Below are 25213 nucleotides of genomic sequence, written 5' to 3' on the forward strand. Positions count from 1 at the left end.
GCGATGACCAAGAGCTCTTCGCTGAACAAGGTCTTCGCCGACCTTCCCGTCACTATCTTCGAGGCGATGTCGCAGGCCGCGCGCGACAACAACGCCATCAATCTCGGTCAGGGCTTCCCTGATGATCCCGGCCCCGAGGACATCCGCCGCGCAGCCGCCGACGCCTCGCTCAACGGCTACAACCAGTATCCGTCGATGATGGGCATCCCGGAGCTGCGCCAGGCGATCGCGACCCATTACGGCCATTGGCACGGCCTCAAGCTCGATCCGATGAGCGAGGTGATGGTGACCTCCGGCGGCACCGAGGCGCTGACTTCGGCCATCCTGTCGGTGGTGCAGCCCGGCGACGAGGTGGTCTGCTTCCAGCCGGTCTATGATTCCTATCTGCCGATCATCCGCCAGGCCGGCGGCATTCCGCGCCTCGTCCGCCTCGAGCCACCGCACTGGCGGCTGAATGAGGACATGCTGAAAAGCGTCTTCAATTCAAAGACCAAGGCGGTGCTGTTCAACAATCCCTTGAATCCCTCCGCGGTGGTCTATCCGCGCGAGGACCTCGAGCTCTTGGCGCGCTACTGCCAGGAGTTCGACGTCATCGCGATCTGCGACGAGGTCTGGGAGCACGTCACTTTCGACGAGCACAAGCACATCCCGCTGATCACCATCCCCGGCATGCGCGAGCGCACCATCAAGGTCGGCTCGGCCGGCAAGATCTTCTCGCTGACCGGCTGGAAGATCGGCTTCGTCTGCGCCGCGCCGCCGCTGTTGCGCGTCGCCGCCAAGGTGCACCAGTTCCTGACGTTCACGACCGCGCCGAACCTCCAGGCCGCCGTCGCCTACGGCCTCGGCAAGCCCGACGAGTATTTCCGGTCGATGCGGAAGGATCTGACGCGGAGCAGGGACCGCCTGACCAGGGGGCTGGAGAGCCTCGGCTTCCCCGTGCTGAAGTCGCAGGGCACCTATTTCCTCACCGTCGATTTGTCGCCGCTCGGGCTCAACGAGAGCGACGCCGAGTTCTGCTGGCGGATCGTGAAAGACTACAAGGTCGCCGCGATCCCGGTCTCGGCGTTCTACGAGCAGGACCCCGTGACCTCGGTGGTCCGCTTCTGCTTTGCCAAGAAGGACCAGACGCTGGACACCGCACTGGAGCGGCTGTCGGACGCGGTGCGCGGACGCAAGAGGTAGACCGAGATGACGAATGTCAGCCGCTTCAGGCTTTGCCTTGGTTTTGCAATCGCCGCAGCGCTGACGTTCCTCTCGCCTCCCGCAGGCGCTGAGGAGCGGGTCGTCAACTTCTACAACTGGTCGAACTACATGGCGCCCGACGTCCTCGAGGCCTTCACCAGGGAGACCGGCATCAAGGTGGTCTACGACACTTTCGATGCCAACGAGACGCTGGAGACCCGCCTGATGGCCGGCAAGTCCGGCTATGACGTCGTGGTGCCCACCGCCTATTTCCTGCAGCGCCAGATCAAGGCGAACATCTTCCAGAAGCTCGACAAGTCGAAGCTGCCGAACCTCGCCAACGCCTGGCCGATGGTGACCAGGAATCTTGCGACCTACGATCCCGGCAACGACTTTGCCGCGAACTACATGTGGGGCACGACGGGCATCGGCTACAACGTCGCCAAGGTGAAGCAGATCCTCGGGGCGGACGCCAAGATCGACAGCTGGGACATCGTCTTCAAGCCGGAGAACCTGGCAAAATTCAAAGACTGCGGCGTCCACATGCTCGACTCCGCCGACGACATCTTTCCGGCGGCGCTGAGCTATCTCGGGCTCGATCCGAACTCGACCAAGCAGGCCGATCTGGAGAAGGCCGCCGACATCGTCGCCAAGGTTCGTCCGTCGGTGCGAAAATTCCACTCGTCCGAATATCTGAGCGCGCTCGCCACCGGCGAGATCTGCTTCGTGGTCGGCTGGTCCGGCGACATCATGCAGGCCCGCGCCCGTGCCGCCGAGGCCAAGAGCGGCATCGAGATCGGCTATGCCATTCCGAAGGAGGGCGCGCAGATGTTCTTCGACAATCTCGCGATCCCCGCGGATGCCAGGAACGTCAAGGAAGCCTACGAGCTGATCAACTATCTCTATCGCCCGGATGTCGCCGCCAAGAACTCGGACTTCCTGTCCTACGCCAACGGCAACCTCGCCAGCCAGAAGCTGGTCGATCCGAAAATTTTGAACGACAAGAACATCTATCCGGACGACGCCACGCTCGCAAAGCTGTTCGTCATCACCGCCCGCGACCCGGCGACCCAGCGCATCATCAACCGCCTCTGGACCAAGGTGAAGACGGGGCGGTAGTCGTTTCCGGGATCGCCCCGGAAACTCATTTCCGCAAAACAACCCCATGCACAGTAGAACCGCGATCTTCGCGCTGTCGGCGGTGACGGTGCTTAAGTCGAACTGCGGCTTGGCTGAATCGCCCCGCAGGCGAAACGGACTCGCGGCACTTCGTCCGCTGCACGAAGTGAGCCGTCGGGCACGTCGCTGAATCGGGCTCCGGGCATTTGACACGTCGGGCAAAACAGGAGCAGAAGTGTATCCTGCCGCCTTCCCGAACCAAGCACGACGATAATGCGCATGGCGGTGCCAACACCCCTCGAACCAAACTGGACAATTCGGCCGTTCCGGCCTGGCGACGGGCCAGTGGTCCGTCGGCTCATCGAGTCCGTCTGGCGTGAGCATTTTCACAATCACCCGGACTCCTTCGTCCGGGACTTCATCTACTCGCGTCTGTCGGACGTCGACAACGCGGACACCGTCTACGCCGATCGGGCTCTCTTTTTGTGCGCGATTGCCGAAGACGCAATCATCGGCACCGGCGCAATCAAGCGGTTCGACGATCGAGAGTGCGAGATGGTTCGCATGTTTGTCGCCTCAATCTACCGGGGCCGCGGGATCGCACGGACGATTGCCGATGGACTCATCACCTTTGCAAGGAGTGCGGGATACGATCGCATCCGCTTGTCCAGCAACAACGCACTGACGGCCTCGCATCGACTTTACGAAAGGATGGGCTTCCAGCGCGCGGCCTCATGGGACCCAGGCGGCGAGGCTCACTCAAATTACTACGCGCTCCGGATATGTTGAAAGAATGAAGAGCGTCTCAGCAGGCACGATACCCGAGCGCTTCTGGCCGCCGATGAAGAACGCAAGTCCGGTTTTTATCGCAGCCTGGGAATGCATTGTTCAGGCCGAGGTCGACGCAGGCTTGCCGGAGCAATGAAGGCGGCAGAGTGTTTGCGCTATCGCCGCCTTCGATGCGCGATGCACATGTCTCGAAAGCATGTGAGCGGTAACGTTGTCGTTATCATACTGTAACGATCGATAAATACGTCAGGTGCGGGGATGGCATCAGACAGTCCGAGCGCGTCCTCACCTGTGTGCAGCAGCAGCGCCGGGTGGATTCCGTACGCCAGGTTCTGGAGCCCATTTAGATGACATCCGTGCCGTCCTCGAAGTTCTGGAAATATGCGGCGCTCAGCGCGGCTCTGCTGCCGGCTGCCGCGCGCGCTGACTCCATTCCGTCCACGCCGTCGGTGAATTTCACCAACAGCTCCAGCGCCTCGGTCGGATCCACGATCGTCAATTTGCTGGATTCCTACACCCATCTCATGCTGGTCGATCCCAAGTTGCGCAATGGCGCGGGTGTCATGGAACAGAATTATCTGACCGTCATCAGGATGACGCAGGAGCGCACGCCGGCGCAGACGCTCGCCGCGATCCATGACGATCGTACCTCGCAGCCCTACAGCGTTCTCAACGGGCTCGGTCCCCTGACGTCGTCCTTCATGACTGGGATCGGGTCGTCCACGACGGCGACGCCGCCTGCGAGCCTGACGCCGACCTCGTATCAGGTCACCACGCTGCAGGACTACGACGCGAGCGTACACGGCATCAACTATCTCAACAGCGCGACCATCGGCTTTTCGACCTTTGGCGACGGCACGGCGACACCATTGGCCGATGCCGCAAACTTCCTCAACAACACCATCCGTGCCAACGCTTCGACCGAACCGCCGAAGCGCACGTTCGAGCGCTACATGGGCTCTACGGCGCCGGTCGTGAATCCTGCTTCCATCATCGCCGGTGTGATCAGCCCGCTCGACTCGCGCTACGGCAACTACAATGCCGTGACCAACAAGGCCGGCCTGACGAATGCGGACACCGCGCAATTCGTCGTCCCCACCTATTTCAGCAGCTTCGCGGTCCCGGTCGCCTATTACAACACCCTCAACTGGGTGCGGGGCTTCACCGTGACCCCGGCACTCGTGGCCGCAAATGGCGGTCAGCCGATCACGGTTCCTGACGTCGGAAGCTTCGACGCATCAGGCAATTTGACCCCCGTTCAGTTCGGTGCGGGTGACTATGTCCCGGGCATCGGCACAGCGCCCCGTCCGTTCAGGCTGTCGACCAAGGTCAGGGTTCCGACGCTGCTCTGGCAGATCGCGAACGGCACCAACCCCTACGGCGACGGTGCCTTCGTCAGCGGCCACACCAATCTTGCCTACAATCAGGCGCTCGGGCTGGCCTTCCTGGTCCCGCAACAATATGAAAGCCTTCTGATCCGCGCCGCGGACCTCGGCAACAATCGCATTCTCGCCGGCATGCATTCGCCGCTGGATGTGATCGGAGGCCGTATCGAGGCGACCGCGATCGTCGCGACCAACATCTACGGCGCGCTCTACGGCCCTTATGGCAACCGGTTGGATTGGACCAATGCCGCCAACACCGCCGCCTATGCGATCTATCAGGCCCATATGAAGACCCAGAAATATCTGGCGCAGTCGTGCGGTACGAGCACGGTGGAGGACTGCCTCAAGCGGGCCAGTGGCGATCACGATGACGATCGCGATCATCGCGACGGGCGCAATCATCAGGACGGGCGGGATCATGATCGCGACAGGTTCGATTACAACCTCGATCCGGACGACATCAGGGGTTACACCTATCGCATGACCTACGGGCTTGCGTTGGCGGCATCGATGAAACTGCCTGAAACCGTTCCGGTGCAGGCGCAGGTGCTGCTGCTGACCCGCTTCCCCTATGCCACCGACGAGCAGCGGACCGAGATCCTGCGCAGCACGGCGCTGCCAGCCGGCTTCGCGCTGTTGGACGGCAATACCTGGGATGGGTGGGGACGGCTCAACCTCTACGCCGCGGTCCAAGGCCAGGACTCGTTCTTCCGCGCCGTCAGGGCTGCAACGACACGGTGACGTCCTCAGCGTGGCTCGGGATCGTTAGCGGTCCCGAGCTGCGCGCGAGATCAGGATCGCGCTCCGATGATTTCGGTCGGTGAAGGCCCTACCGCCACCTTCGGTGCAGCCACAACCACTGCTCCGGATGCTCGCGCACCCAGCCTTCCACCACATTGGTGATCGCCTGCGTCGTGCCCTGGATGTCGATCTTGCCGTCGGCGTCACGTACCGGCGAGATCTCTTCTGTCAGTTCGGCGCGGAAGCGAAAGCCGGTGCACTTAACTCGTCGAGCGATCTGCAGCGGACGCTCGATCGGGCAATTGGATGAGTTTATCTCGGACCAGACGATTAAGTGTCACCGCAATTTCGTGGGAACGCGTCGTTCAGGCCGAGGTCGATGCAGGCTTGCCGGAGCAACAAGGGCGGGCAGGCGCCTTAAATTCCCAATCGCACACGGTGTTGAATTGAGCTAGTCTGGGGCTCGAACAGAGATTGAGCCATGTCGATGATAGAGCATTCACGCATTTCGCTTGCGCCGGACGTCCTTGCTGGCAAGCCCGTGATCAGCGGAACCCGCATCGCGGTCGAGTTCGTCATCGGGTTGATGGCGGACGGCTGGAGCGAGGCCGATATCCTGGCGAACTATCCGGGGATTTCGCGCGAAGACATTCTCGCGTGCCTGGCTTACGCACGCGACTCGCTGAGCGTCGAACGGGTTCACCCGACCGCAGCTTGAGATGCGCTTTCTCGCGGACGAGAATTTTCCTGGTTCCGCAGTAGATGCACTTCGTGCGTCAGGTCATGACGTCATCTGGATCAGAGCTTCTGCACCCGGCAGCAACGACCGCGAAGTGTTGGCGCAAGCGTGATCGCGGATTTGATCTTGGCTCGTGGTGATTGGGCAGGACATTTCTCAGTGATTGAGCACGGCCGAATCCGAATGCGACCGCTTGGCAAGTAGCGTCTGCCTTACCGCCACCTTCGGTGCAGCCACAACCACTGCTCGGGATGTTCGCGCACCCAGCCTTCCACCACATTGGTGATCGCCTGCGTCGTGCCCTGGATGTCGATCTTGCCGTCGGCGTCGCGCACCGGCGGAATTTCTTCCGTCAGTTCGGCGCGGAAGCGAAAGCCGGGCAGGCGAATGACGCGGACGCCGTGGATCGGGCATTCGACCTGGCGCAACAGGCGCGCCAGCATCGGATTGGCGCGGGTCTTGCGGCCGAAGAAGGCGACCTCGACGCCGCCGGTCAGATACTGGTCGATCAGCATGGCGACGTGCTTGCCGTCCTGGAGCGCCTGCGCGAGCCGCAGCGGCGCGTCGCGGCCCGCGGGGATCAGCGTGCCCATGTTGACCTGGCGCATCTCCTGGATGATGCGGTCGGCCGACGCGATGTTTGGCCGGCGGTAGAGGATTGCAGCATCGAGCCCATGCGCGGGGGCGGCGAGCGCGGGCAATTCCCAATTGGCCAGATGCGAGGCGAAGATTAGCGCCGGCTTGCCGTCGTCCCTGATCTGGTCGTACAGCTCGACGGTGCGCGGCGACAGTTCGATCCGGCTGTTTTCCGGATGGGCGCGATCGTAATCCCAGACATGGTCGATATGGGCGAACTCGGCGCCGATGCGGCCGAGATTGTCCCACACGCCCATCAGGATCTGTTCGATCTCCTCGGGTGATTTCTCCGGAAATGCCGCGGTGAGATTGGCGCGGCCGATGCGGTGCTCGCGCAGGCGCGGGCCGATCGTCTTGGTGACGCGCGCGAAAAAGTCCGAGGTCTTGACCGGATCGAAATAGCGTGTGGTGCGCAGCATGCCGACGGTGGCCGCGCCGATCAGGCCACCGCCGATCGCCTTGGCGACTTCCCGCGCGCGGGCCTTCGTGCTCGCAGGAAGCAGCGCCATGCGTCCGGTCAGGCCGGTTCGCGGGTCAGGATCAGCGAGGCGTTCTGGCCGCCGAAGCCGAACGAGTTCGACATCACCGCGGTGACGCGGGCATCGCGCGCCTTGTTGCCGACCACGTCGAACAGGATCGTGGGATCCGGATTGTCGTAGTTGATGGTCGGCGGAATCCGCTGATGCTCGAGCGTGAGCAGCGAGAAGATCGCCTCGACCGCGCCCGCGGCCGAGATGGTGTGGCCGACCATCGACTTGTTGGAGGTGACCGGGATCTTCGAGAGGAGATCGCCGAACACGGCCGATGTCGTGTTGTACTCCATCTTGTCGTTCTCGGGCGTCGCGGTGCCGTGCGCGTTGATGTGGTCGATCTGGTCCGGCGTCATGCCGGCGTCGGCCAGTGTCTTGTTCATGCAGCCGATGATCGGCTTGCCGTCAGGCGACGAGCGGGTGCGATGGAAGGAGTCGGTGAGCTCGCCGCAGCCGGCGATGACGCCGAGGATTTTTGCGCCACGCGCAGTCGCCGCTTCATAGCTTTCCAGCACCAGGGCGCCGGCGCCTTCGGCCATGACAAAGCCGTCGCGATTCTTGGAGAAGGGGCGGGAGGCCGCCTGCGGCGGGTCGTTCTGGGTCGACAGCGCCGAGAGCAGCGAGAAGCGCACCAGCGCTTCCGGGTTCACGGTGCCGTCGGTCGCGACGCACAGCGCCGCATCGGTCTCGCCGCGGCGGATCGCCTCGACGCCGAGCTGGATCGAGGTGGCTCCGGACGCGCACGCCGTCGACAGCGAGATCGGCGAACCCTTGGTGCCGAAGGTTTCGGCGAGGTAGGCGGCCACCGAGCCGAACATGAAGCGGTGATGATAGGCGTTGTACTTGCCGCCGCCGGAGATGCGCAGCAGATCGTCATAGTTGAAATCGGGCGCGCCGACGGCGCGGCCGAGCTCGCGGCGTTGCGGCCATTCGACTTCGACCGGCGCGACCGCGAGGAAGAGGGGGCCCGGGAAATCGCCCTTGGCGCCGATGCCCGCCTGCTCCAGCGCTTCCTGCGTGACGAGCTCGGCCATCCGCTCGGACAGGCCGGTGGACGAGAACGGATCGACGCTGACGAAATCCACCGTGCCGGCCATCGTGGTCTTCAGGCCGTCGATCGGAAAGCGCGTGATGGTGCGGATGCCGGATTCGCCCGCCACGAGCTTCGACCAATTGTCGGCCTTGCCGGCGCCGAGCGAGGTCGTGATGCCCATGCCGGTGACGACGACAACGGGACGCCCGAGTTTGTCGCGTGGTGCAGTCATGTCGATCCCCCGATAGAGCTAGCTAAACTGCCTCGACCAGCGCCATGCCTTCGCCGCGCCAGTGTCCGGCTCCCACCACCACGATCTGGGTGGGTGCACCCTGCATTTCAACCTCGGTCCCGGTCGAATCGTTCGGCGGGAACAGCGCGCCGCGCGAGATCGAGAGCGCCGCGAGCGCAATGCCGAGCGGGAATTGCGTTTCCATGGTGTGGCCGAACATCGTGCCGGTCGCGCGCACCGGGAAATCGGCGTGCTTGTTCAGGAAGCCGCGCTCCTCCGACGTCGCCGGTTCAGCACCGGTTGCGCCCGAGATGATCGCGCCCTTGCCATCGCGCTTCGGCAGCTTGTCCCAAAGCTTCTCCAGCGTCGCTTCCATGTCGCCGGACTGCTTGCGTCGGGCGAGATCAGTCACCACGCTCGACAGCTTCGCGTACGGCTTGGCGCCGCGCGCTTCCGCGTGCGCCTTCGACTCCAGCACAAGGAAGGCGCCGGCCGAGCCAAGCGCGAAGCCGGCGTGGTCCTTGCGCGCCCACACGGGGGCGAACTTGTCCCTCAGATTGAAGTCGCCGAATTCGTAGAGGACCATCAGGTCCTTGCGCTCGCCGTTGTGCGAGCCGCCGACCAGCGCGATGTCGCTCTCGCCCGAGGCGATGCGCGACAGCGCGATGCGCGCGGCATCGGCGCCCGCAACCTCTTCGCCCATGAAGGTGCGCGAGGTGCCGCCGAGACCGTTGACGATGGCGATGTTGCCGGCGAGCAGATTGGAGAGCTGCGCGAGGAACAGCGTCGGCCGGAGATCGCTCATGAGCCGCTCGTTGAGGAAGCCGGGCGCATTGGCGCCCTTGGCCTCGGCGGTGAGCACGCCGGTGTCGACATTGAGATCACGCTCGCCGCCGCCGGCGGCGACCACCATGTCGATCTTCGACAGGATGTCCTTGTTGCCCTTGATGCCGGCCGAGTCGAGCGCGAGGCCCGCGGCATAGACGCCGATGCGCTGCCAGGCTTCCATCTGGCGCTGGTCGCCCTTCTTGGGGATCTGGCTGTCGAACGACACCGGCAGCAGCGGGTGCACGATGAAGGGCGCAAAGCCCTTCTCGTCGACATTGATGCGCTTCTCAGAAAGCGCGGCCCAGTTGGCGTCGAGACCCTCGCCGAGCGAGGTGGCAAGACCAATGCCGGTGATCCAGACTTCCGTCTGGCCCGGCTTCGAAGCGGTGTCGGTCATGGCGATACGGCCTGTTGCGGAAAGCCGACGCGCTGGGCGACCGCGTCCATGTATCCGCGAATATCCGAATTGGGGAAGGGGATCAGCGTGAAGGTGAGGGTCGAATTCGCGCGCAGCTTGCCGCCGACCCGGATCTTCGCCTCGGTCATCGCATAGCCCGAGCCCTCATGGGCCACGCTCGCCTCGAGGGTCATGAGGTCGCCCGGAAACACCGAGCCGCGGACCTTGGCTTCCTTCACAGCGGCGAGAATCGGCATACGCTCGAACTTCAAGACGCCAAGCAGGAGAAAGCCCGAGGCCTGCGCCATCGATTCGATCAGCAGCACGCCGGGCATCAAGGGATAGCCCGGGAAGTGCCCCTCGAAGATGGTGCTCTCCTTGGGGACCTGGGCCTCGACGACGATCGTCTTCTCGTCGACCTTGAGGTCGACGATGCGATCGATCATGTGGAAATATTCGAGTTGCATGATCGCCCGATTAGGCGCTCGCGCCCTTGGCGGCAACCAGTTCGTCGATGCGCGCGCACAAATTCTTCAGCACGAAATACTGCTCGGTGGTCGCCTTGCCGTCGTTGACTTCCTGGGTCCACTTTTCCAGCGGCAGCTTGATGCCGAACTGCTTGTCGATTGCGAACGCGATGTCCAGGAAATCGAGGCTGTCGATGCCGAGGTCATCGATGGCATGGCTATCCGGCGTGATCGTGTCGCGCGGGATGTCGCAGGTTTCAGCGATGATCGTAGCGACCTGATCGAATGTGGAGGACATCACTAAGCCTTTGATATATTGCTGGTATTTGTCAGATATCCCAGAGTGGTACGGTGGGTGGGCATCGCGCCCCGAATGACGCCCTCTAACCCCCCTCTGGACGGGTCGAAAGCCCGTATAACGGAGCGCCGCCCTGAGTTCAATGGAGCCGGACAGGGCCGTGGACAGGCCTGGGGACGCCGGTCCGGAGCGGTTTCGGCCGGGTGACCTGCCGGCAGGGAGCTTCCGGCGCCAGGGCATGATCGACAGGGCTTGGTCGACAGGGCCTGGCTAGATGTGCGGCGTGGTGATCTTGACGCAGTCCCGCCGGCCCATCATCACGCAATCCTGGGTCCGGCGAAGGTCGGCGATGCTGACGGCGAGCCAGATCCCGATCGCGGTCAGCGCGATGGTGAAGGCGAGCGCCGCGATGTTGGCGAGCATGCGATGGCGGAAATTGTCCGGCTCCTCGCGCGGCTGCTCGTAGCGGGACAGGTCGAGCGGTTCGGGGGCCGCGTGCACGTGCAGCGGCTGGACGACACCACTGCCCCGGTGGACCACCGGGGAGGGCGTCGTGCGCGGCCTGAACTGGAGCACCCGGTGCTCACCGTCCGAGGTTATGGGCCGCTGGGATTTCATGGGGCGGGGATTACTCCGAAGCAGCAATTTTTAGATAGCATAGGGGACACAGAGGTTGCAGAAAATCTTCTCAACGCGCACGTGCATTGCGCATTCGCATGATCTTTCCTGATCATTTCTTGAGCTCTCTTGCGCGCCGTGAACGATCGTCGGAGCGGGTTGTCATCCCGGTGTCAGGAACGCGCGGGTTGCGCTGCAACAACAGGCAGAACAATGGTGCTGCCCGCGCTGAACGCATATTGCCGCCAAGGGGCTCATGGCATAATCGGGAACCCCGACCAGCCTTGGCAACCACCAACTTTGGCAACCAACTAAGAGGCCCTCGATCATGACCCCCAACGCGCGCGAGCCGAGAGTGCACCCGGTGCCGATCCTGTCGCTTCGTCCGACGCAGATGACGGTCGGCATGCGTGAGGTCAAGGAGAAGCGCAAGCGCTGGCGCGAGCACGACAAGAAGAAGCAGGCCGACCTGCTCGGCACCCATATGATCCCCGTCGTGTACGGACCTGACGAGCGCTACTACGTCATCGATCACCATCATCTCGGCCGCGCGCTGCACGACGAGGGCATCAAGCAGGTGCTGGTCACCGTGGTCGGCGATCTCCGCATGGTCGAGCGCGAGGCGTTCTGGGGCGTGATGGACAACAAGCGCTGGGTCTATCCTTACGACAGCAAGGGCGAGCGCCGCCCGTTCCGCGATCTGCCGAAATCTGTCGTCGACCTCAAGGACGATCCCTATCGCAGCCTCGCCGGTGAGCTCCGCCGCATGGGCGGCTTCGCCAAGGACACCACGCCGTTCTCCGAATTTCTCTGGGCCGACTTCCTGCGCCGCAAGTTGACGCGCAAGGCGGTGGACGCCAATTTCGACAAGGCACTAGAGAAGGCGCTGGCTGCTGCCAAGAGCAAGGACGCGGTCTATCTGCCCGGCTGGTGCGGCCCGGCGTCGGACGATTGAGGCGCTGACGCTCGCATCAGTCGCGCTGGAAGATCTTGGCGCCGGGGTAGACACGCCGGGCATAAGTGACGACCAGCGCGCGGTCCTGGGTTGCCAGGAAGGGCGTGCGGATCCGAGACGACCCGACGATGAGGTGCCACAGACCATTGAGCCTTTGGATGACGATTTTCATCTGACTGTTCCTCGAAAACTCCGTGTTCGAACAAATGCTGACTCTCGCAACAGTCTTGATTCTCGATCGTGATCGCGGGTGAGAAATTCCCAGAGACCGCTCGCGCTCGCTGCAAGACGACGGCGACTATTATGAGATGGTTACGAGATGCGGCCCGATAAGCTCAATTCGATCACAGCCGCTTGAACGCAATCATTTTCCGCGCCGATGAAACCGTCCTGAAACAGAGCGATCCCACTTATGGGAGTATCGAGCTCAAACAGGAGGCGAAAATGCGCCGTCTGGTTTTCGGAGTTGCTTTGCTCGCCGTCGCTTCAGTCGGAATTTCGGCGTCCTTTGCCGCAGTTCACCAGGCCAGGACGCTGACATTCGAAGAGCGCTTTGCGCCGGCTCTTCCGCTGATGGTCAAGCACTAGCGGCATCGCGCTTCGGCGCCGGAAGCAACACCGCGGTGGAATCACTTCGGATGTTGCTGATCGGGCGAGGACAGCAATCGCTCCATGTCGACGGCGGCTTCGCCGTCGCGGACCTTTTGCAGCAGCGCGTGGCGTTCGGCGCCGGCCGGCAGTTTCTTGGCTGCGGCGCGAGCGTCCTCGGTGAACTTGTTCAGGCGTTCCTGAAGGGACAGGGCGGGCCGCGTCCGGTTGCGCTTCTTGGTCATGGTTTGCCCTTTCGGGCGACAAGCCAACCATGCGTGCGCAAGGGGTGTCCTTAACTTTTGTTGGAACCCGGTCCCTCAAACCCGGTTTTTCCTTGGGACGGTGCGACGGCGCGCCAAGAGCCCGATCAAGAGCTCGATACGGGTTCCAATCCCAGGACCGGAGCCATTCCAGTGCCCACCGATGCGATCCGCGCGGCGCTCATCAAGCGCCTGCGCATCTCGTCCGCGATCGCGGAGGAGGACATCAAGGAGATCGAAGCACTTCCGATCTCGGTGCGGCAGTATGCCGCCGAGACGGCGGTGGTGCGCGACGGCCAGCGCGCGACCGACTGCTGCCTGATCTCGGATGGCTTCTGCGCGCGCTCCAAGACGATCGCGAGCGGCAAGCGGCAAATCCTCTCGCTGCATATTCCCGGCGAGATCCCCGACCTGATGGGCCTGTTCCTGCACGTGATGGACCACGATCTGTCGACGCTGACGCCGGCGACGCTCGGCCTCATCAGCCACGAGACGCTGCAAAAGCTGCACCGCCGCAGGCCTGTCGTCGCCGAGATGTTCTGGCGCGACACGCTGATCGACGCCGCGATGTTTCGCGAATGGATCGTCAATGTCGGCCAGCGGCCGGCGCCGGCGCGGCTTGCGCATGTCATGATCGAACTGCGCGAACGCCTGCGGATCATCGGGCGCGTCGACGGGACGAGCTTCGAGATGCCGCTCACCCAGGAGCAGATCGGCGAAGCGCTGGGCATTACCGCCGTGCACGCCAATCGCGTGATCAGGCAGTTGCGCGAGGAGGGCATCGTCGAGCTGCATCGCGGCCGCGTCACCGTGCTCGACGAGCGGAAATTTCTGGAACTGGCGGATTTCGACGGGCGCTATCTGCACCAGTCGCCAACGCTTTGATTGGACGTTCTTTACGACTCCCGCTGTCTCCAATCATCGAGCGTCGGCGTCGCCATGTCGAAACGATCGCGAATGGTCGAGCAGGTGCTGCCGCCCAGCCTTGCAATGGCATCGAGCCTGACAGGATCGATGTGCAGGCGCTCGGCATCGACGACATCGGCGTGGTAATGCGCGAACAGAATCTCACCCATGATGATCTGCCGCGACTTGCCGAGCTCCAGCGTGATGTGGCGGCGGCATTCGAACGCGGCGGGCGCCTCCTTGATCCAGGGCGACGCCACGGTCTTGCCCGGCATCGCGGTCAGGCCCGCGGCCTTTAGTTCGTCATGCTCCGGCGAAAACGGCACGGCGCAGACATGCATCGCCTCGGCAATCGCGTGCGAGACGATGTTGACGGTGAAGACCTCGGTCAGGCGGATGTTGAGACCGGTGTCCTTGAACCGCATGTCCGGATGGTTCTCGACGCCGAGCGCAAGGATCGGCGGATCGGCCGACAGGCAATTGAAGAAGCTGAATGGCGCTGCGTTGATCCGCCCCTCCGGATCGACCGTCGTCACCAGCGCGATCGGCCGCGGCACGACGGTGCCGATCAGCAGCTTGTATTTGTCGCGCGCCGACAGTTCGCGGAAGTCGAAGGTTACGTCGCCGGGGTCGTGAGCAGTGGTCATTTTTTCGGCAGTCGTCCCATCAGATAGAATTCGTCATTCGGCCGCATGCCGGTGAAATTCGCGAGGCGATTCGACAGCGCGAAGAAGGCCGAGATCGCGGCGATGTCCCAGATGTCGTCGTCGCTGAAGCCGTGCGGGGCGAGGCTTGCGAAATCCTCCTCGGAGATCCGTTGCGCGTCCGCCGAAATCTTCATCGCGAAATCGAGCATGGCCCGCTCGCGCGGCGTGATGTCGGCCTTGCGGTAGTTGACCGCGACCTGGTCGGCAATCAGCGGATTCTTGGCCCGGATGCGCAGGATCGCGCCATGGGCGATCACGCAATATTGGCACTGGTTGGCTGCCGAGGTCGCCACCACAATCATCTCGCGCTCGGCCTTGGTGAGGCCGCCGTCCTTCTCCATCAGCGCGTCGTGGTAGGCGAAGAAGGCGCGGAATTCATCGGGCCGATAGGCCAGCGTCAAAAACACGTTCGGCACGAAGCCGCTCTTTTCCTGCACGGCGAGGAGACGCGTGCGGATGTCGTCAGGGAGCGTGTCGAGAGCGGGTGCGGGGAAACGTTGCGCGGGCTTGGTCATGGGCATGGATTCCGGCTTGGGGCCGGCAACCATAGTCGATGCGGGCGAGACGCTCCAGAGGCGTCGCGATTTACCTGAGCGGCTTCTTCAGCAGCGAGAAGCGGTCCGGATCGAGGCCCATCGAGGGCTGCAGCATCGGTGTCTCGGCCGGCGCCAGCGTCTTGGCCGGCGGCGCCTGGAACACCGGATCGTTCGGGACGTCGCGCTGCGAGGTCGCACCGCGCCAGCGCTCGAGCACGGCGCCGACGAAATGCATGTCGTGACCCGACGTGATCGACGGCACGCTCGCGATGGTGGCTTCGCCGCGCGGCAATTGGTGCGGCGGCACCTCCTTGAAGCGCAGGCGCGTCGGCAGCGCGACACCTTCGCCGAACGCCAGCACCTCGCGGGTGCCGAGCGATGGCACGAAGGAGAGCAGGTTCGCAGCCGCATCCGACACCGCGGCGCGCAGCAGCGCCTGGTCGCGGTCATTGGCGAGACGCATCGTGAACAGCGTGTTGCACTGGGAGATGATGGTGGCGTCGAGCTCGGCGGGACGCTGCGTGATCAGGCCGAGATAGACGCCGTATTTGCGGCCTTCCTTGGCGATGCGCGACACCGCCTTGCGGGTCGGACCGAAGCCGACATTGCGGTCGGCGGAGGCGTAACGGTGGGCCTCTTCGCAGACGAACAGCATCGGCGAGACGCCGTCGCTCCACAGGCCGAAATCGAAGGCCATGCGGCACAGCACCGAAACAACGGAATCGATGACTTCCGCCGGGAAGCCGGCGAGCTGCATCACCGTCATCGGCTTGCCGTTGGCGGGCAGGCGGAACAGATGGCTGATCACCTCGGCCATGGTATCGCCGCCGACATTGGCGTTGTCGAACATGAAGGCGTAGCGCGGATCGTTGCGGACCGCCTCGATGCGCGAGATCAGCTTGTGATAGACGATGCGCGAGGAGCGGTTTTCCAGCTTGCCCATGCGCTCGTCGATCAGCGAGATCAGATCGACCAGACGGTACGGCACCGGCGTATCGACGGTGAAGCCGATCTGCTTGGGGTCGATGCGCTTCAGGCCGAGGCGATCGGTGTTCTGGTATTGGGTGTAGATGCCCTTGGCGATCGGGATGACTTCGGCGAGGACGTCGAGCTCCTCGGGCACGCCGGCGCGGCCGCCGAACAGCACGTCGACGATTTCCTCGAAATTGAACAGCCAGAACGGCAGCTTCAGGTTTCGCGGGTTGAGCACCAGCGCGCGGTCGCCAAAGCAGCGGCCATATTCGTTGTGCACGTCGAGCAGGAAGATGCGAAGGTTCGGCCGCGCCTTCAGGATCTCGTTGAGCAGCAGCGACACTCCGGTCGATTTACCGACGCCGGTCGATCCCAGCACCGCAAAGTGCTTGGAGAGCATTTCCTCGATGTCGACATAGGCGATGACGGAACGGTCCTGCTGGAGGAAGCCGACATTGATCTGGTCCGAGCCGGTCGGCGCGTAGATGGTGCGCAGCTCCTGGCTGGTGATCAGGTCGACGGAATCTCCAATCGTCGGATAGTTGGTGACGCCGCGCTGAAACTTGGCCTTGTCGGCGGCATTGAGGATCTCGCCGAGCAGATCGACCGAGGCGATCGCGATCAGATCATCGGTGCGCGAGAGGTTCTCGCAGGACACCTCGGTGATCATGGCGACGATGACCGAACTGGCGCAGCGGATGCTGACGAAACGGCCGACGGTGGCCCGAACCTCCGAGACCGGCATCTGGCTTGCCGCCAGAAGCCCGACCCGGGCGAGCGATCCGCGTACCGAAATCACGCGTCCAAAGGATGTCACGATGGAGAACCTGGAAAGTCCGAGGAGTCTAACCCTGACTATGAGAGGCGGGGCTGCACAAACGGTTAAACGGCAGGCGCGGGGGCTTTGTTAAATCTGCGACAATTCGGTTGGTAGGTTTGTTCCAAATGCATACTTGTCGGCGGAATCGGCTGAAAAATGCTCCTTTGTTGGGCTTTCGAGCTCAAAACGAATTAAGGAAGATTTTACCATTCGGGCACTCCGTCCGCGGTTCGAGCGACGGCGCAGATCGCGGGCTGGCACGCGTTGATTTGTTGACGAGACCTAATCATTTGTACATTGGTACAAATAAACCCGGATCGACACGCCTTTGGAGGAACCCCATGCAGCCCGAACCGATCCTCGATCTCGCCCATCTCGGCCACATGGAACTGCTGACGCCGAAGCCCGACGAGAGCCTGAAATTCTTCGTCGACGTCATGGGCATGACCATCAGCGGGCAGAAGGGTGAGTCGGTTTACTTGCGCGGCTGGGATGATTACGAGCGCTACTCGCTGAAGCTGACGGCGTCCAAGACCTCAGGCATGGAGCACATGGCGTTGCGCGCGCGCAGCCAGCAGGCGCTGGAGCGCCGCGTCGCTGCGCTGAAGGGTTCGGGCTTCGACATCGGCTGGATCGACGGCGACATGGGGCAGGGGCCGACCTTCCGTTGCAGGGATCCTGACGGCCACATCGTCGAGCTCTATTACGAGACCGAATGGTATCAGGCCCCTCCCGAGCTGAAGCCCGCGCTGAAGAACCAGGCGCAGCGCTTTCCTGCGCGCGGCGTCAATGTCCGCCGGCTCGACCATCTCAATTGTCTAGCCGTCGACATCAAGGCCAACCGCGAGTTCTTCGAGAATTACCTCGGCTGCCGCCTCACCGAGCAGATCGTGCTGAACGACGGCCGAGAAGCCGCGATGTGGCTGACCATGTCGAACAAGAGCTACGACTTCGCCTATTCGCTCGACCATTCCGGCACGCCTGGCCGCTTCCACCACGTCACCTACGCGCTCGACAGCCGTGAGGAGATTCTTCGCGCGGCGGATATCTTCCTGGAGAACGGCATCCATATCGAGACCGGCCCGCACAAGCACGCGATCCAGCAGACCTTCTTCCTCTATGTCTACGAGCCCGGCGGCAACCGCGTCGAAGTCGCCAACGCCGGCGCCCGTCTCATCCTCGCGCCGGACTGGAAGCCGATCGTGTGGACGGAAGAAGAGCGGAAGAAGGGGCAGGCTTGGGGGTTGAAGACGATCGAGTCCTTCCACACCCACGGCACGCCGCCGGTGGCGTGAGGAATAGCGCGAAGGAGAACATGGCGCGCAATACCGGCGGGGATTTCGAAGCCGCATTCCTCAACAATTTGCAAGTCGTCAAGGAGCTTGGCGATTTTTCTGGAATTATGAATGAGGAGGCGCAGCGGTTTGTCTATGACTTTTCGAGCAAAGCGGTGCCTGAGTACGTTGAATACTTGAAGAGCGCAATTCCTGCTCGACGCTCAAATGGTGCGAAATTACTTCGACGCTTGGGTTCGGTTGCCCGGGATGCGCTCGATCCGTTGAAAGAGGTTGCGAAGAGAGACGACGACAATCAAGTTCGTGCGGAGGCACAAGCGGCGGTTGCCGAAATCGAGCGTCAGCTGTCGTCGGAGAAGGAAACGACCGCTGTGTTAAGGCCTCTAGCCAAAGGAGCTTGCAAGAAAGAAGGGAGATCCACGGCGCAGATTGCGATCAATAAAATGAAGGAAAAGGTGAAATAGTCGCGTCTGCATGATTAGATATCATGCGCGCGAAGTTTATTCGCTCTTGTGCTGGTTAGCTTGCCGCACAGCATCGCAAGCCAATCGGCTCCGGATTGAGGTCGAGGCTTGCTTCAGTGGTTAGCTTTGAAGCGCACGCGCGCGATCGTCTCGCGCACGCCGGTCCAGGCCGGCTTGTCCGGTGCGAACTGCTGGCGCAGGAAGCTGACGAGCTCCTCGACCTGCGCGTCGCTCATGCTGTTCTTGAACGCGGGCATGTAGCCGAGATCGCTGGAAGCGGGCTCGGTGATGCCGTGCAGGATCACCTGCACGAGATTGTCCGACGTCGCGCTGTGCAGATTGCTGTTGAGCGCGAGCGAAGGCCTGGAGCCGAACAGCGGCAGGCCGCCGACCTCGTGACAGACCGCGCAGGCGCCCTGATAGAGCCGTGCGCCGGTCGAGGACGCGACGGTGACCTGCGTCGCGCTCTCCAGCCTCGCAGCGAGCGCGGGCGCGTCGGCAGCATTGTCGTTGAACGAGCCGAGATAGACCGCCATCGCGCGGATGTCGGGGTCGGGCAGGGCCTTGAGATCCCTGACGATCGGCGCCATCGGGCCGGCCGCGACGCCGTGATAGCGTGACTGGCCGGTGCGCAAATAGGTGTACAGCTCGTCCTCGTTCCACGGGATCGGTGCGTGCGAGAGTGACGTCAGCGGCGGCGCCTCCCAGCCTTCAGCAAAGCCGCCGGCAAGATAGGCCTGGCGCTGCTCGGCGCCGAGCGCGTTGCGCGGCGAATGGCAGGCGCTGCAATGGCCGAGACTCTCGACGAGATAGGCGCCGCGATTCCACTGCTCGGATTTTGCGGGATCGGGTTTGAACGCATTGGTCTGGTGGAACAGGGCGTTCCAGCCCGCCAGCAGCGGGCGGACATTGAAGGGGAAGGCGAGCGTGTTCACGGGGGCCGTCGCGTGCACCGCGGGCTGCGCCATCAGATAGGCGTAGAGCGCCTGCATGTCGGCATCATCAGTCTTCGAAAAGTGCGTGTATGGGAAAGCAGGATAGAGCTGCCGTCCGTCGCGGTGCAGTCCCTCGCGCATTGCGCGCTCGAAGGCGGGATAGGACCAGGCGCCGATGCCGGTCGCGACATCGGGCGTGATGTTGGTGGAGTAGATCGTGCCGAACGGCGTCTCCAGTGCGCGGCCGCCGGCGTTGCGCGCGCCCGTGAGGCTGGTGTGACACTCCGCGCAATTGCCCAGCGCCGCAAGCTGCTCACCACGCGCGATCATCGCGGCGGAATAGACCGAGGCATCGGGCCGCGCGATAGGCGCAATGGCGCGCCCTGGCAGCAGCGCCGAGCCGATGCCGATCGCAGCGGTGCAGACGGCCGCGATCGTCGCGAAAATGCCGGCGCGTTTGGCGAAGGGATTGTCCCAGACGCGCGACAGCGGCGGCGCGGCTGGCGCGGGCAGGGCTTGCGGCGCCGCCGGCATTTCGCCGTGCAATCCTTTCAGGATGCGCTCCGGCGTGAACGGCGGCTCGCGAAAGCGCACGCCGGTGGCATCGAAGATCGCATTCGCAATCGCCGCTGCACTCGGGACGGAGGCGGACTCGCCAACGCCGAGCGGCGGCTGGTCCGGCCGCGGCAGCAACAGCACGTCGATCTTGGGTACGTCGGGGAACGGGATGATGGGATAAGCGCCCCATTCCCGCGCCGCCACTGCGCCGCGCTCGAACGAGACCTCCTCCATCAGCGCGCGGCTGGTGGACTGGATGACGTTGCCGTGGATTTGGTGGCGCACGCCGTCCGGGTTGATCATCAGGCCGGAATCCTGCCCGGCGACGACGCGCGTGACGCTGACGTCGCCGGTCGACTTGTTCACCGCGACGTCGGCCACCCAGGCCGACCACGCCGCGCCATAGCCTGGAAATGTGCTGTGAACATAGAGCGCATAGGCAAAGCCGCGCCCGTGCACGATTTCGCCGTCCTTCTCCTCGCGGACCGGCCGCGGCGTCCAGCCGGCGCGCTCGGCGACCGCATTGACGAGATCGACCGCGCGCTGGTCCTTCAGGTAGCGCAGGCGATATTCAATGGGATCGACACCGGCCTCGGTCGCGGCCTCGTCGATATAGGATTCATGCGCAAAGGTGTTCGGCAGCGCCGAGACGCCGCGAAACCAGGACGCGCGTACGATCGGCGCCATGTCATGCGCGACGACGCGCATGTTGTCGTAATCATAGGGCGGGATCGCGGTGCGGTCGCCCATCTGCAGCACGGCAGGTTCAGGCGAGATGCGACCGGTCAGCAGCAGCGCCAGCGTCGGTGCCGCGTTCGAAGGATAGCGCGTGGCGAGATCGTAACCGGCGATGCCGCCGTTGGCATCGAGGCCGCCATTGACGTCGATGAGCTGCGCGGTGCCCTTGGGCTCCCAGGCGTGCTCCTGCTCACGCGTGAGCTGTACCCGTACGGGCCGGCCGACCGCGCGCGACAGCAGCAGCGCGTCCGCAGTGACGTCATCGGCGCAGTTGCGGCCGTAGCAGCCGGCGGCCTCGAGCCGGATCACCTCGACCTCGCTCTCGGGACGCTCGATCAGGAGTGCCAGATCGCTGCGCAGCAGGTGCGGATTCTGCGTACCGGACCAGACGCGGACATTGCCGTCCCTAAAATCGGCGACCGCGCAGGATGGGCCGATCGAGGCGTGCATCTGGTATGGCCAGACGTAGGTGCGCTGCATCGGCTTGGCCGCGCCTGAAATGGCCGCATCGACGTTGCCCTTGTCGATCAGCGTGCGCGGAGTCGAGGGATGGGCGCGCAGCGCGGTCTCGACATCGGTGAGATCGGTCAGCTTTGGCGTCGGCTTCCAGCTCACGACGAGCTGCTCGGCCGCGCGAATCGCATTCTCCTCGCGCTCGGCAACCACGCCGACGAAATCGCCGATCCGGACGACGGCCACGAGACCGGGAATATCGCGCACCGAGGATTCATCGACCGCGATCAGGCTGGTGCCGACGAGGGGGCCGGCATCGACGCCGGAATAGGGCGGACGCACCACGCGGCCGTGCAGCATGCCGGGCAGGCGGATGTCGTGCACGAAGGTCAGCTCGCCCGTCGCCTTTGCGGGAAGATCGACGCGTGGCATCGACTGGCCGACGATGGCGTATTCGCCGACGGCCTTGACGGCGACGTCATCGTCGAGCTCGAGGCGAATAGTCTCGCCGCCGATCAATTGGCCATAGCTGACGCTGCGATTGTGCCCTCGGACAAGCCCGTCTTCGATCGTCAGCTCTTCGGCCGGCAACTCCAACCGTTCGGCCGCGCGCGCGATCAAAAAGTGGCGCGCTTGGGCTGCGGCCTTGCGCAGGGGGACGGCGGTGATCTGGATGGTCTCGCTCGCAATCGTCGCGCCCTGGTTCGGCACAATCGCGGTGTCGCCGAGCACCACGACGACGCGGGCGAAGGAGACGTCGAGCTCTTCGGCGACGATCTGACCGAGCGCGGTGCGGATGCCGGTGCCGAGATCGACATGGCCGTTATAGGCGCTCACCGACCCATCGGCGGTGATCCGCACGAAAGTTTCGGATGTGACCTCGTCCACCGTGCGGACGACGACGAGCGAGCCCCGCTCAGCTCCGTTCGAAAGAGGGGAGGCCATCAATTACCGGCCTCGGCGAGCTGGCCCGACGCGCGCATCACGGCGCGCAGGATTTCTACATGTGTGCCGCAGCGGCAGAGATTGTAGCGCAACGCGGCGAGCGCTTCCTGCTCTGTCGGCTGCGGGTTGATCGCGAGCAGGGCCTTGGTGGTCATGATCATGCCGTTGAGGCAGTAGCCGCATTGCGCAGCCTGCTCGGCGATGAAGGCCTGCTGCACCACATCGGGCTTGTCGCGGGTGCCGAGGCCTTCGAGCGTCATGATGTCACGCCCGACGCAACCACTCACGGGAACGACGCACGAGCGCGCCGCGGCGCCGTCGATCAGGACAGTGCAGGTGCCACATTCACCCAGGCCGCAACCGTATTTCGGGCCGTTGAGTCCGAGATCATTGCGCAGCACGTAGAGCAGCGGCGTCTGGCGCTCTGCCGTGACGTCATGGATCCTGCCGTTCACGGTGAGGCGGATCGGTGCCTGCGTCATCCTCGTTCCCAAATTCCAGATCGCTTGAAATCTACGTCGCGACGATACCGTTTGTACACAAACGTGCAAGCGGCCATGCCGCAGTGCAGCGCAACTGCCCGCTTTGTGGACAAAGCAGGGAGGCAAATGAGGTTTTATTCGGCAGGCGCGCTTTTTCGCGCGCGGCGCCGCTTGACAGTGTTCGGGACCGCGCGCAACATCGTTCGTATACGAACGATAACCGCAATGTCTGCTGGCTTTGGCATGGTGATGGAAACAACAAGCGCTGCCACCGACAAGATCCGCTGCGATGCCTGTCCGGTGATGTGCTACATCAAGCCGGGCGCGGCGGGCGCCTGCGATCGCTATGCCAACCACGACGGCAAGCTTGTCCGCGTCGATCCGCACATCATTCTGGAGCGCACTGTGTCGCAGGGCGGCAAGCTGGTGCCGTTCAGCCGCAGCGAAGACTGGGACGGCAAGCTCGTCCACGAGCCCTCGACCTTCGTCACCGCGATCGGCGCGGGTACGACTTATCCCGATTACAAGCCGGCGCCTTTCATCGTCTCCTCCGAGGTCGACGGCGTCGACATGGTGACAGTCGTCACCGAGGGCATCTTCTCCTATTGCGGCGTCAAGGTGAAGATCGACACCGACCGCTATCTCGGCCCGGAAACCGCGACCGTGCGCGCGCAGGGCGAGGCGGTCGGCCATGTCACCACCAGCGAATACGGCTCGCAGATGCTGTCGCTCGGCGGCGTGCATCATCTCACCGGCGGCTCCAAGAAGGAGGGCCGCGTCACCTGCGACACGCTGATGGACCTTGCCAATTGCAAGGCGGTGGAGCTCACCATCGATGGCGGCGCGAGCGTGGTGGTGCAGGCCGGCCGGCCGCCGATCGTCAACGGCGTCAAGGAAGAGCGCATGCGCGTCGGCTGCGGCTCTGCGACGATCGGCATGTTCGCCAAGCAATGGCACGGCAAGGTCGACGAGGTCGTCGTGGTCGACGACCACATCACCGGCGTGCTCAGCGAACATCAGGCCGGCAAGCTGCTCGACATCGCCGACACCGGCATCAAGATGAAGGGCCGGCGTTCGACGCCCGGTCGCTATTTCCAGGTTGCGGATCCCGGCACCGGTTGGGGTGGTACCAACATCTCCGATCCGCTGGCAATCCTTGGCCCGTTCGACGCCAAGGAGGCCAAGCCCGGCCTCTCCATGCTGATGGTCTCAACCACCGGTGAGCATTCCTCTTACTACGTGCTCGACGACGCCTTGAAGCCGGTCGAAACGGAGATGCCGGCCGATCTGAAGTTCTCGGTCGAGCGCATCCAGGAGAATTGCGAACCAGCGCTGTGCACGGTGCTGTTCATGGCCGGCGCCGGCGGTTCGTTGCGTGCGGGAGTTACCGACAATCCGGTGCGGCTGACACGCTCGGTGAAGGACGCGCTGACGCGAGTCACCAGCGGCGGCGCGGCCGTCTATGTCTGGCCGGGCGGCGGCATCACCTACATGGTGGACGTCACGCAAATGCCTTCCGGTGCGTTCGGCTATGTGCCGACGCCGGCGTTGGTTGCGCCGATCGAATTCACGATGAAGCTGACCGACTATGCCGCGCTCGGCGGGCACATGGATTACGTGAAACCGCTCTCCGAGGTGAGGGGCGGCGAAGACGTCCGTCAGCTGCCCTGGCAGAACCCGATTCCAGGACCTCGGCCATGACGAGGCTCCCGCAAATCGCATTGCTGTCTGATGGCCGGCGGCTGCATTTGCAGGATGGACCGATTGATCTGATCGTCGAGGCGAGGGGGCGCGAGCACGAGGTGCGCGCGGCCTATGAGGCTGCGGCGCGCCGCTTTACTGGACTGCTCGACGAGCTCTGTGCGGAACTTAGGGAATTGCGGGCTGCCGCCGGGAAGCGGACTTCGCTGAAGGGCGTGGTCGCGCGTCGGATGCACGCAGCTGTCGCGCCTTATGCCGCCGATTGTTTCATCACGCCCATGGCTGCGGTGGCAGGCAGCGTGGCCGAGGAGATTCTCGGCGCGATGCTGGACGCTGCGTCGCTCGACCGGGTCTACGTCAACAATGGCGGCGACATCGCGCTGCATCTCGGGCGTGGCGAGCATTTTACGGTCGGGCTGATGGACCGCCCGGACCACGACGGTGTGATGCGCGCCATGAGGGTCGATGCTGACGATCCCGTGCGCGGCATCGCGACCAGCGGACGTCATGGCCGCAGCTTTTCACTGGGCATTGCCGATGCAGTGACGGTGCTCGCGGCGACAGCGTCGCAGGCCGACGCAGCCGCGACAGTCATCGCCAACGCCGTCGATCTTCCCGGGCATCCCGCCATCATCCGGCAGCCAGCAAACGAGCTTCAGCCCGACAGCGATCTCGGTGCGCGTCTCGTCACCCGCAATGTCGGTGAATTGTCGCAGAGCGAGATCGCCGCTGCGCTGGAATCTGGCGCGGAATGTGCACGGCAATTATTCGATCGCGGATTGATCGAGGGTGCCGTGCTGCGGCTTTGTGGTGATATGCTTGTCATCGGAACCAGGGATATAGAAGAGCAACGACCGCGCCCGCTCGTGCTGGAGAATGCGGTCTGTGCCTGAGCAGGGAA

General features: G+C 63.6%; 26 protein-coding genes and 1 pseudogene. 13 read left to right on the top strand and 14 right to left on the bottom strand.

Translation table 11 applies throughout. The features are described 5' to 3' along the window. Positions 1–3 precede the first annotated feature (3 nt). From V1280_RS01035 to V1280_RS01050, 4 genes are all read left to right on the top strand, one after another. Positions 4–1182 carry an aminotransferase gene (locus tag V1280_RS01035; RefSeq protein ID WP_334518206.1) on the top strand — a complete coding sequence of 393 codons (1179 nt, stop codon included), beginning with the start codon at positions 4–6 and terminating at the stop codon, positions 1180–1182. Positions 1183–1188: 6 nt separating this feature from the next. Next, positions 1189–2301 carry a polyamine ABC transporter substrate-binding protein gene (locus V1280_RS01040; RefSeq protein WP_334518208.1) on the top strand — a complete coding sequence of 371 codons (1113 nt, stop codon included), beginning with the start codon at positions 1189–1191 and terminating at the stop codon, positions 2299–2301. Between the two features lie 279 nt (positions 2302–2580). Continuing rightward, entirely contained in the window at positions 2581–3090 is a 510-nt protein-coding gene (locus tag V1280_RS01045) for a GNAT family N-acetyltransferase (protein ID WP_334518209.1), read from the top strand. Between the two features lie 347 nt (positions 3091–3437). Next, entirely contained in the window at positions 3438–5216 is a 1779-nt protein-coding gene (locus V1280_RS01050; RefSeq protein ID WP_334518211.1) for a phosphatase PAP2 family protein, read from the top strand. 88 nt (positions 5217–5304) lie between these two features. Here V1280_RS01050 and V1280_RS46685 read toward each other — a convergent pair. Then, positions 5305–5469, bottom strand: a pseudogene (locus V1280_RS46685) (LpxL/LpxP family acyltransferase); the annotation flags it as partial. A gap of 228 nt (positions 5470–5697) precedes the next feature. Between V1280_RS46685 and V1280_RS01060 the strand changes: the two are divergent. After that, positions 5698–5934 (top strand): DUF433 domain-containing protein, encoded by a 237-nt coding sequence (locus V1280_RS01060; protein ID WP_334518212.1) that lies wholly within the window; start codon positions 5698–5700, stop codon positions 5932–5934. Between the two features lies 1 nt (position 5935). Further along, entirely contained in the window at positions 5936–6067 is a 132-nt protein-coding gene (locus V1280_RS46690; protein ID WP_442895098.1) for a DUF5615 family PIN-like protein, read from the top strand. A gap of 100 nt (positions 6068–6167) precedes the next feature. Here the strand turns inward: V1280_RS46690 and V1280_RS01065 are convergent, their stop codons facing one another. The 6 genes from V1280_RS01065 to V1280_RS01090 form a co-directional block, all read right to left on the bottom strand. Continuing rightward, on the bottom strand, positions 6168–7100 hold the full coding sequence (locus tag V1280_RS01065) for a lipid A biosynthesis lauroyl acyltransferase (RefSeq protein WP_334518214.1): 933 nt from the start codon (positions 7098–7100) through the stop codon (positions 6168–6170). A gap of 8 nt (positions 7101–7108) precedes the next feature. Beyond that, on the bottom strand, positions 7109–8386 hold the full coding sequence (locus V1280_RS01070; RefSeq protein WP_334518215.1) for a beta-ketoacyl-ACP synthase: 1278 nt from the start codon (positions 8384–8386) through the stop codon (positions 7109–7111). A 22-nt stretch (positions 8387–8408) separates the two neighbouring features. Beyond that, positions 8409–9611, bottom strand: a complete 1203-nt coding sequence (locus V1280_RS01075) for a beta-ketoacyl-ACP synthase (protein ID WP_334518216.1) — start codon at positions 9609–9611, stop codon at positions 8409–8411. Further along, on the bottom strand, positions 9608–10078 hold the full coding sequence (locus V1280_RS01080; protein WP_334518218.1) for a 3-hydroxyacyl-ACP dehydratase FabZ family protein: 471 nt from the start codon (positions 10076–10078) through the stop codon (positions 9608–9610). The genes V1280_RS01075 and V1280_RS01080 overlap by 4 nt, the downstream gene beginning before the upstream one ends. A gap of 10 nt (positions 10079–10088) precedes the next feature. Further along, positions 10089–10376, bottom strand: coding sequence for an acyl carrier protein (locus V1280_RS01085; RefSeq protein ID WP_007592476.1), 288 nt, complete (start codon positions 10374–10376; stop codon positions 10089–10091). A 270-nt stretch (positions 10377–10646) separates the two neighbouring features. Beyond that, entirely contained in the window at positions 10647–10994 is a 348-nt protein-coding gene (locus V1280_RS01090) for a hypothetical protein (RefSeq protein WP_334518219.1), read from the bottom strand. A gap of 328 nt (positions 10995–11322) precedes the next feature. Between V1280_RS01090 and V1280_RS01095 the strand changes: the two genes are divergently transcribed. Continuing rightward, complete coding sequence (locus tag V1280_RS01095; RefSeq protein ID WP_334518220.1) at positions 11323–11949, top strand: ParB-like protein; 627 nt, start codon at positions 11323–11325, stop codon at positions 11947–11949. A 16-nt stretch (positions 11950–11965) separates the two neighbouring features. On the opposite strand, the gene V1280_RS01100 is transcribed toward V1280_RS01095, so the two are convergent. Further along, entirely contained in the window at positions 11966–12121 is a 156-nt protein-coding gene (locus V1280_RS01100) for a hypothetical protein (RefSeq protein WP_187436697.1), read from the bottom strand. Between the two features lie 182 nt (positions 12122–12303). Here V1280_RS01100 and V1280_RS01105 point away from each other — a divergent pair, with 182 nt between their 5' ends. Beyond that, positions 12304–12537, top strand: a complete 234-nt coding sequence (locus tag V1280_RS01105; RefSeq protein WP_334518222.1) for a hypothetical protein — start codon at positions 12304–12306, stop codon at positions 12535–12537. 41 nt (positions 12538–12578) lie between these two features. On the opposite strand, the gene V1280_RS01110 is transcribed toward V1280_RS01105, so the two are convergent. Continuing rightward, entirely contained in the window at positions 12579–12782 is a 204-nt protein-coding gene (locus V1280_RS01110; protein WP_334518224.1) for a hypothetical protein, read from the bottom strand. Between the two features lie 171 nt (positions 12783–12953). On the opposite strand from V1280_RS01110, the gene V1280_RS01115 reads away from it, so the two are divergent. Further along, positions 12954–13685, top strand: a complete 732-nt coding sequence (locus tag V1280_RS01115; protein ID WP_334518225.1) for a Crp/Fnr family transcriptional regulator — start codon at positions 12954–12956, stop codon at positions 13683–13685. An 11-nt stretch (positions 13686–13696) separates the two neighbouring features. On the opposite strand, the gene V1280_RS01120 is transcribed toward V1280_RS01115, so the two are convergent. From V1280_RS01120 to V1280_RS01130, 3 genes are all read right to left on the bottom strand, one after another. Beyond that, entirely contained in the window at positions 13697–14353 is a 657-nt protein-coding gene (locus V1280_RS01120; RefSeq protein WP_334518226.1) for a flavin reductase family protein, read from the bottom strand. Then, complete coding sequence (locus tag V1280_RS01125; protein WP_334518227.1) at positions 14350–14928, bottom strand: peroxidase-related enzyme; 579 nt, start codon at positions 14926–14928, stop codon at positions 14350–14352. The genes V1280_RS01120 and V1280_RS01125 overlap by 4 nt, the downstream gene beginning before the upstream one ends. Positions 14929–14998: 70 nt before the next feature. Then, a complete protein-coding gene (locus V1280_RS01130; RefSeq protein WP_334518229.1) occupies positions 14999–16738 on the bottom strand; it encodes an ATP-binding protein in 1740 nt (579 codons plus the stop codon). A 344-nt stretch (positions 16739–17082) separates the two neighbouring features. Here V1280_RS01130 and V1280_RS01135 point away from each other — a divergent pair, with 344 nt between their 5' ends. After that, positions 17083–18036 (top strand): catechol 2,3-dioxygenase, encoded by a 954-nt coding sequence (locus V1280_RS01135; RefSeq protein ID WP_334518231.1) that lies wholly within the window; start codon positions 17083–17085, stop codon positions 18034–18036. 20 nt (positions 18037–18056) lie between these two features. Further along, positions 18057–18500, top strand: a complete 444-nt coding sequence (locus V1280_RS01140) for a HEAT repeat domain-containing protein (RefSeq protein ID WP_334518233.1) — start codon at positions 18057–18059, stop codon at positions 18498–18500. 113 nt (positions 18501–18613) lie between these two features. On the opposite strand, the gene V1280_RS01145 is transcribed toward V1280_RS01140, so the two are convergent. Together V1280_RS01145 and V1280_RS01150 are read right to left on the bottom strand one after the other, a co-directional pair. Continuing rightward, complete coding sequence (locus V1280_RS01145; RefSeq protein WP_334518235.1) at positions 18614–22129, bottom strand: molybdopterin cofactor-binding domain-containing protein; 3516 nt, start codon at positions 22127–22129, stop codon at positions 18614–18616. Beyond that, on the bottom strand, positions 22129–22611 hold the full coding sequence (locus V1280_RS01150; protein ID WP_334518237.1) for a (2Fe-2S)-binding protein: 483 nt from the start codon (positions 22609–22611) through the stop codon (positions 22129–22131). Before V1280_RS01150 ends, V1280_RS01145 begins: the two co-directional genes overlap by 1 nt. A gap of 243 nt (positions 22612–22854) precedes the next feature. Between V1280_RS01150 and V1280_RS01155 the strand changes: the two genes are divergently transcribed. Continuing rightward, positions 22855–24312, top strand: a complete 1458-nt coding sequence (locus V1280_RS01155; RefSeq protein ID WP_334538105.1) for a 6-hydroxynicotinate reductase — start codon at positions 22855–22857, stop codon at positions 24310–24312. Further along, complete coding sequence (locus V1280_RS01160) at positions 24309–25205, top strand: UPF0280 family protein (protein WP_334518239.1); 897 nt, start codon at positions 24309–24311, stop codon at positions 25203–25205. Before V1280_RS01155 ends, V1280_RS01160 begins: the two co-directional genes overlap by 4 nt. The last annotated feature ends 8 nt before the right edge of the window (positions 25206–25213 follow it).

This window comes from Bradyrhizobium sp. AZCC 2230, from assembly GCF_036924495.1.
In the GTDB taxonomy this organism is placed as follows: Bacteria; Pseudomonadota; Alphaproteobacteria; order Rhizobiales; family Xanthobacteraceae; genus Bradyrhizobium; species Bradyrhizobium rifense.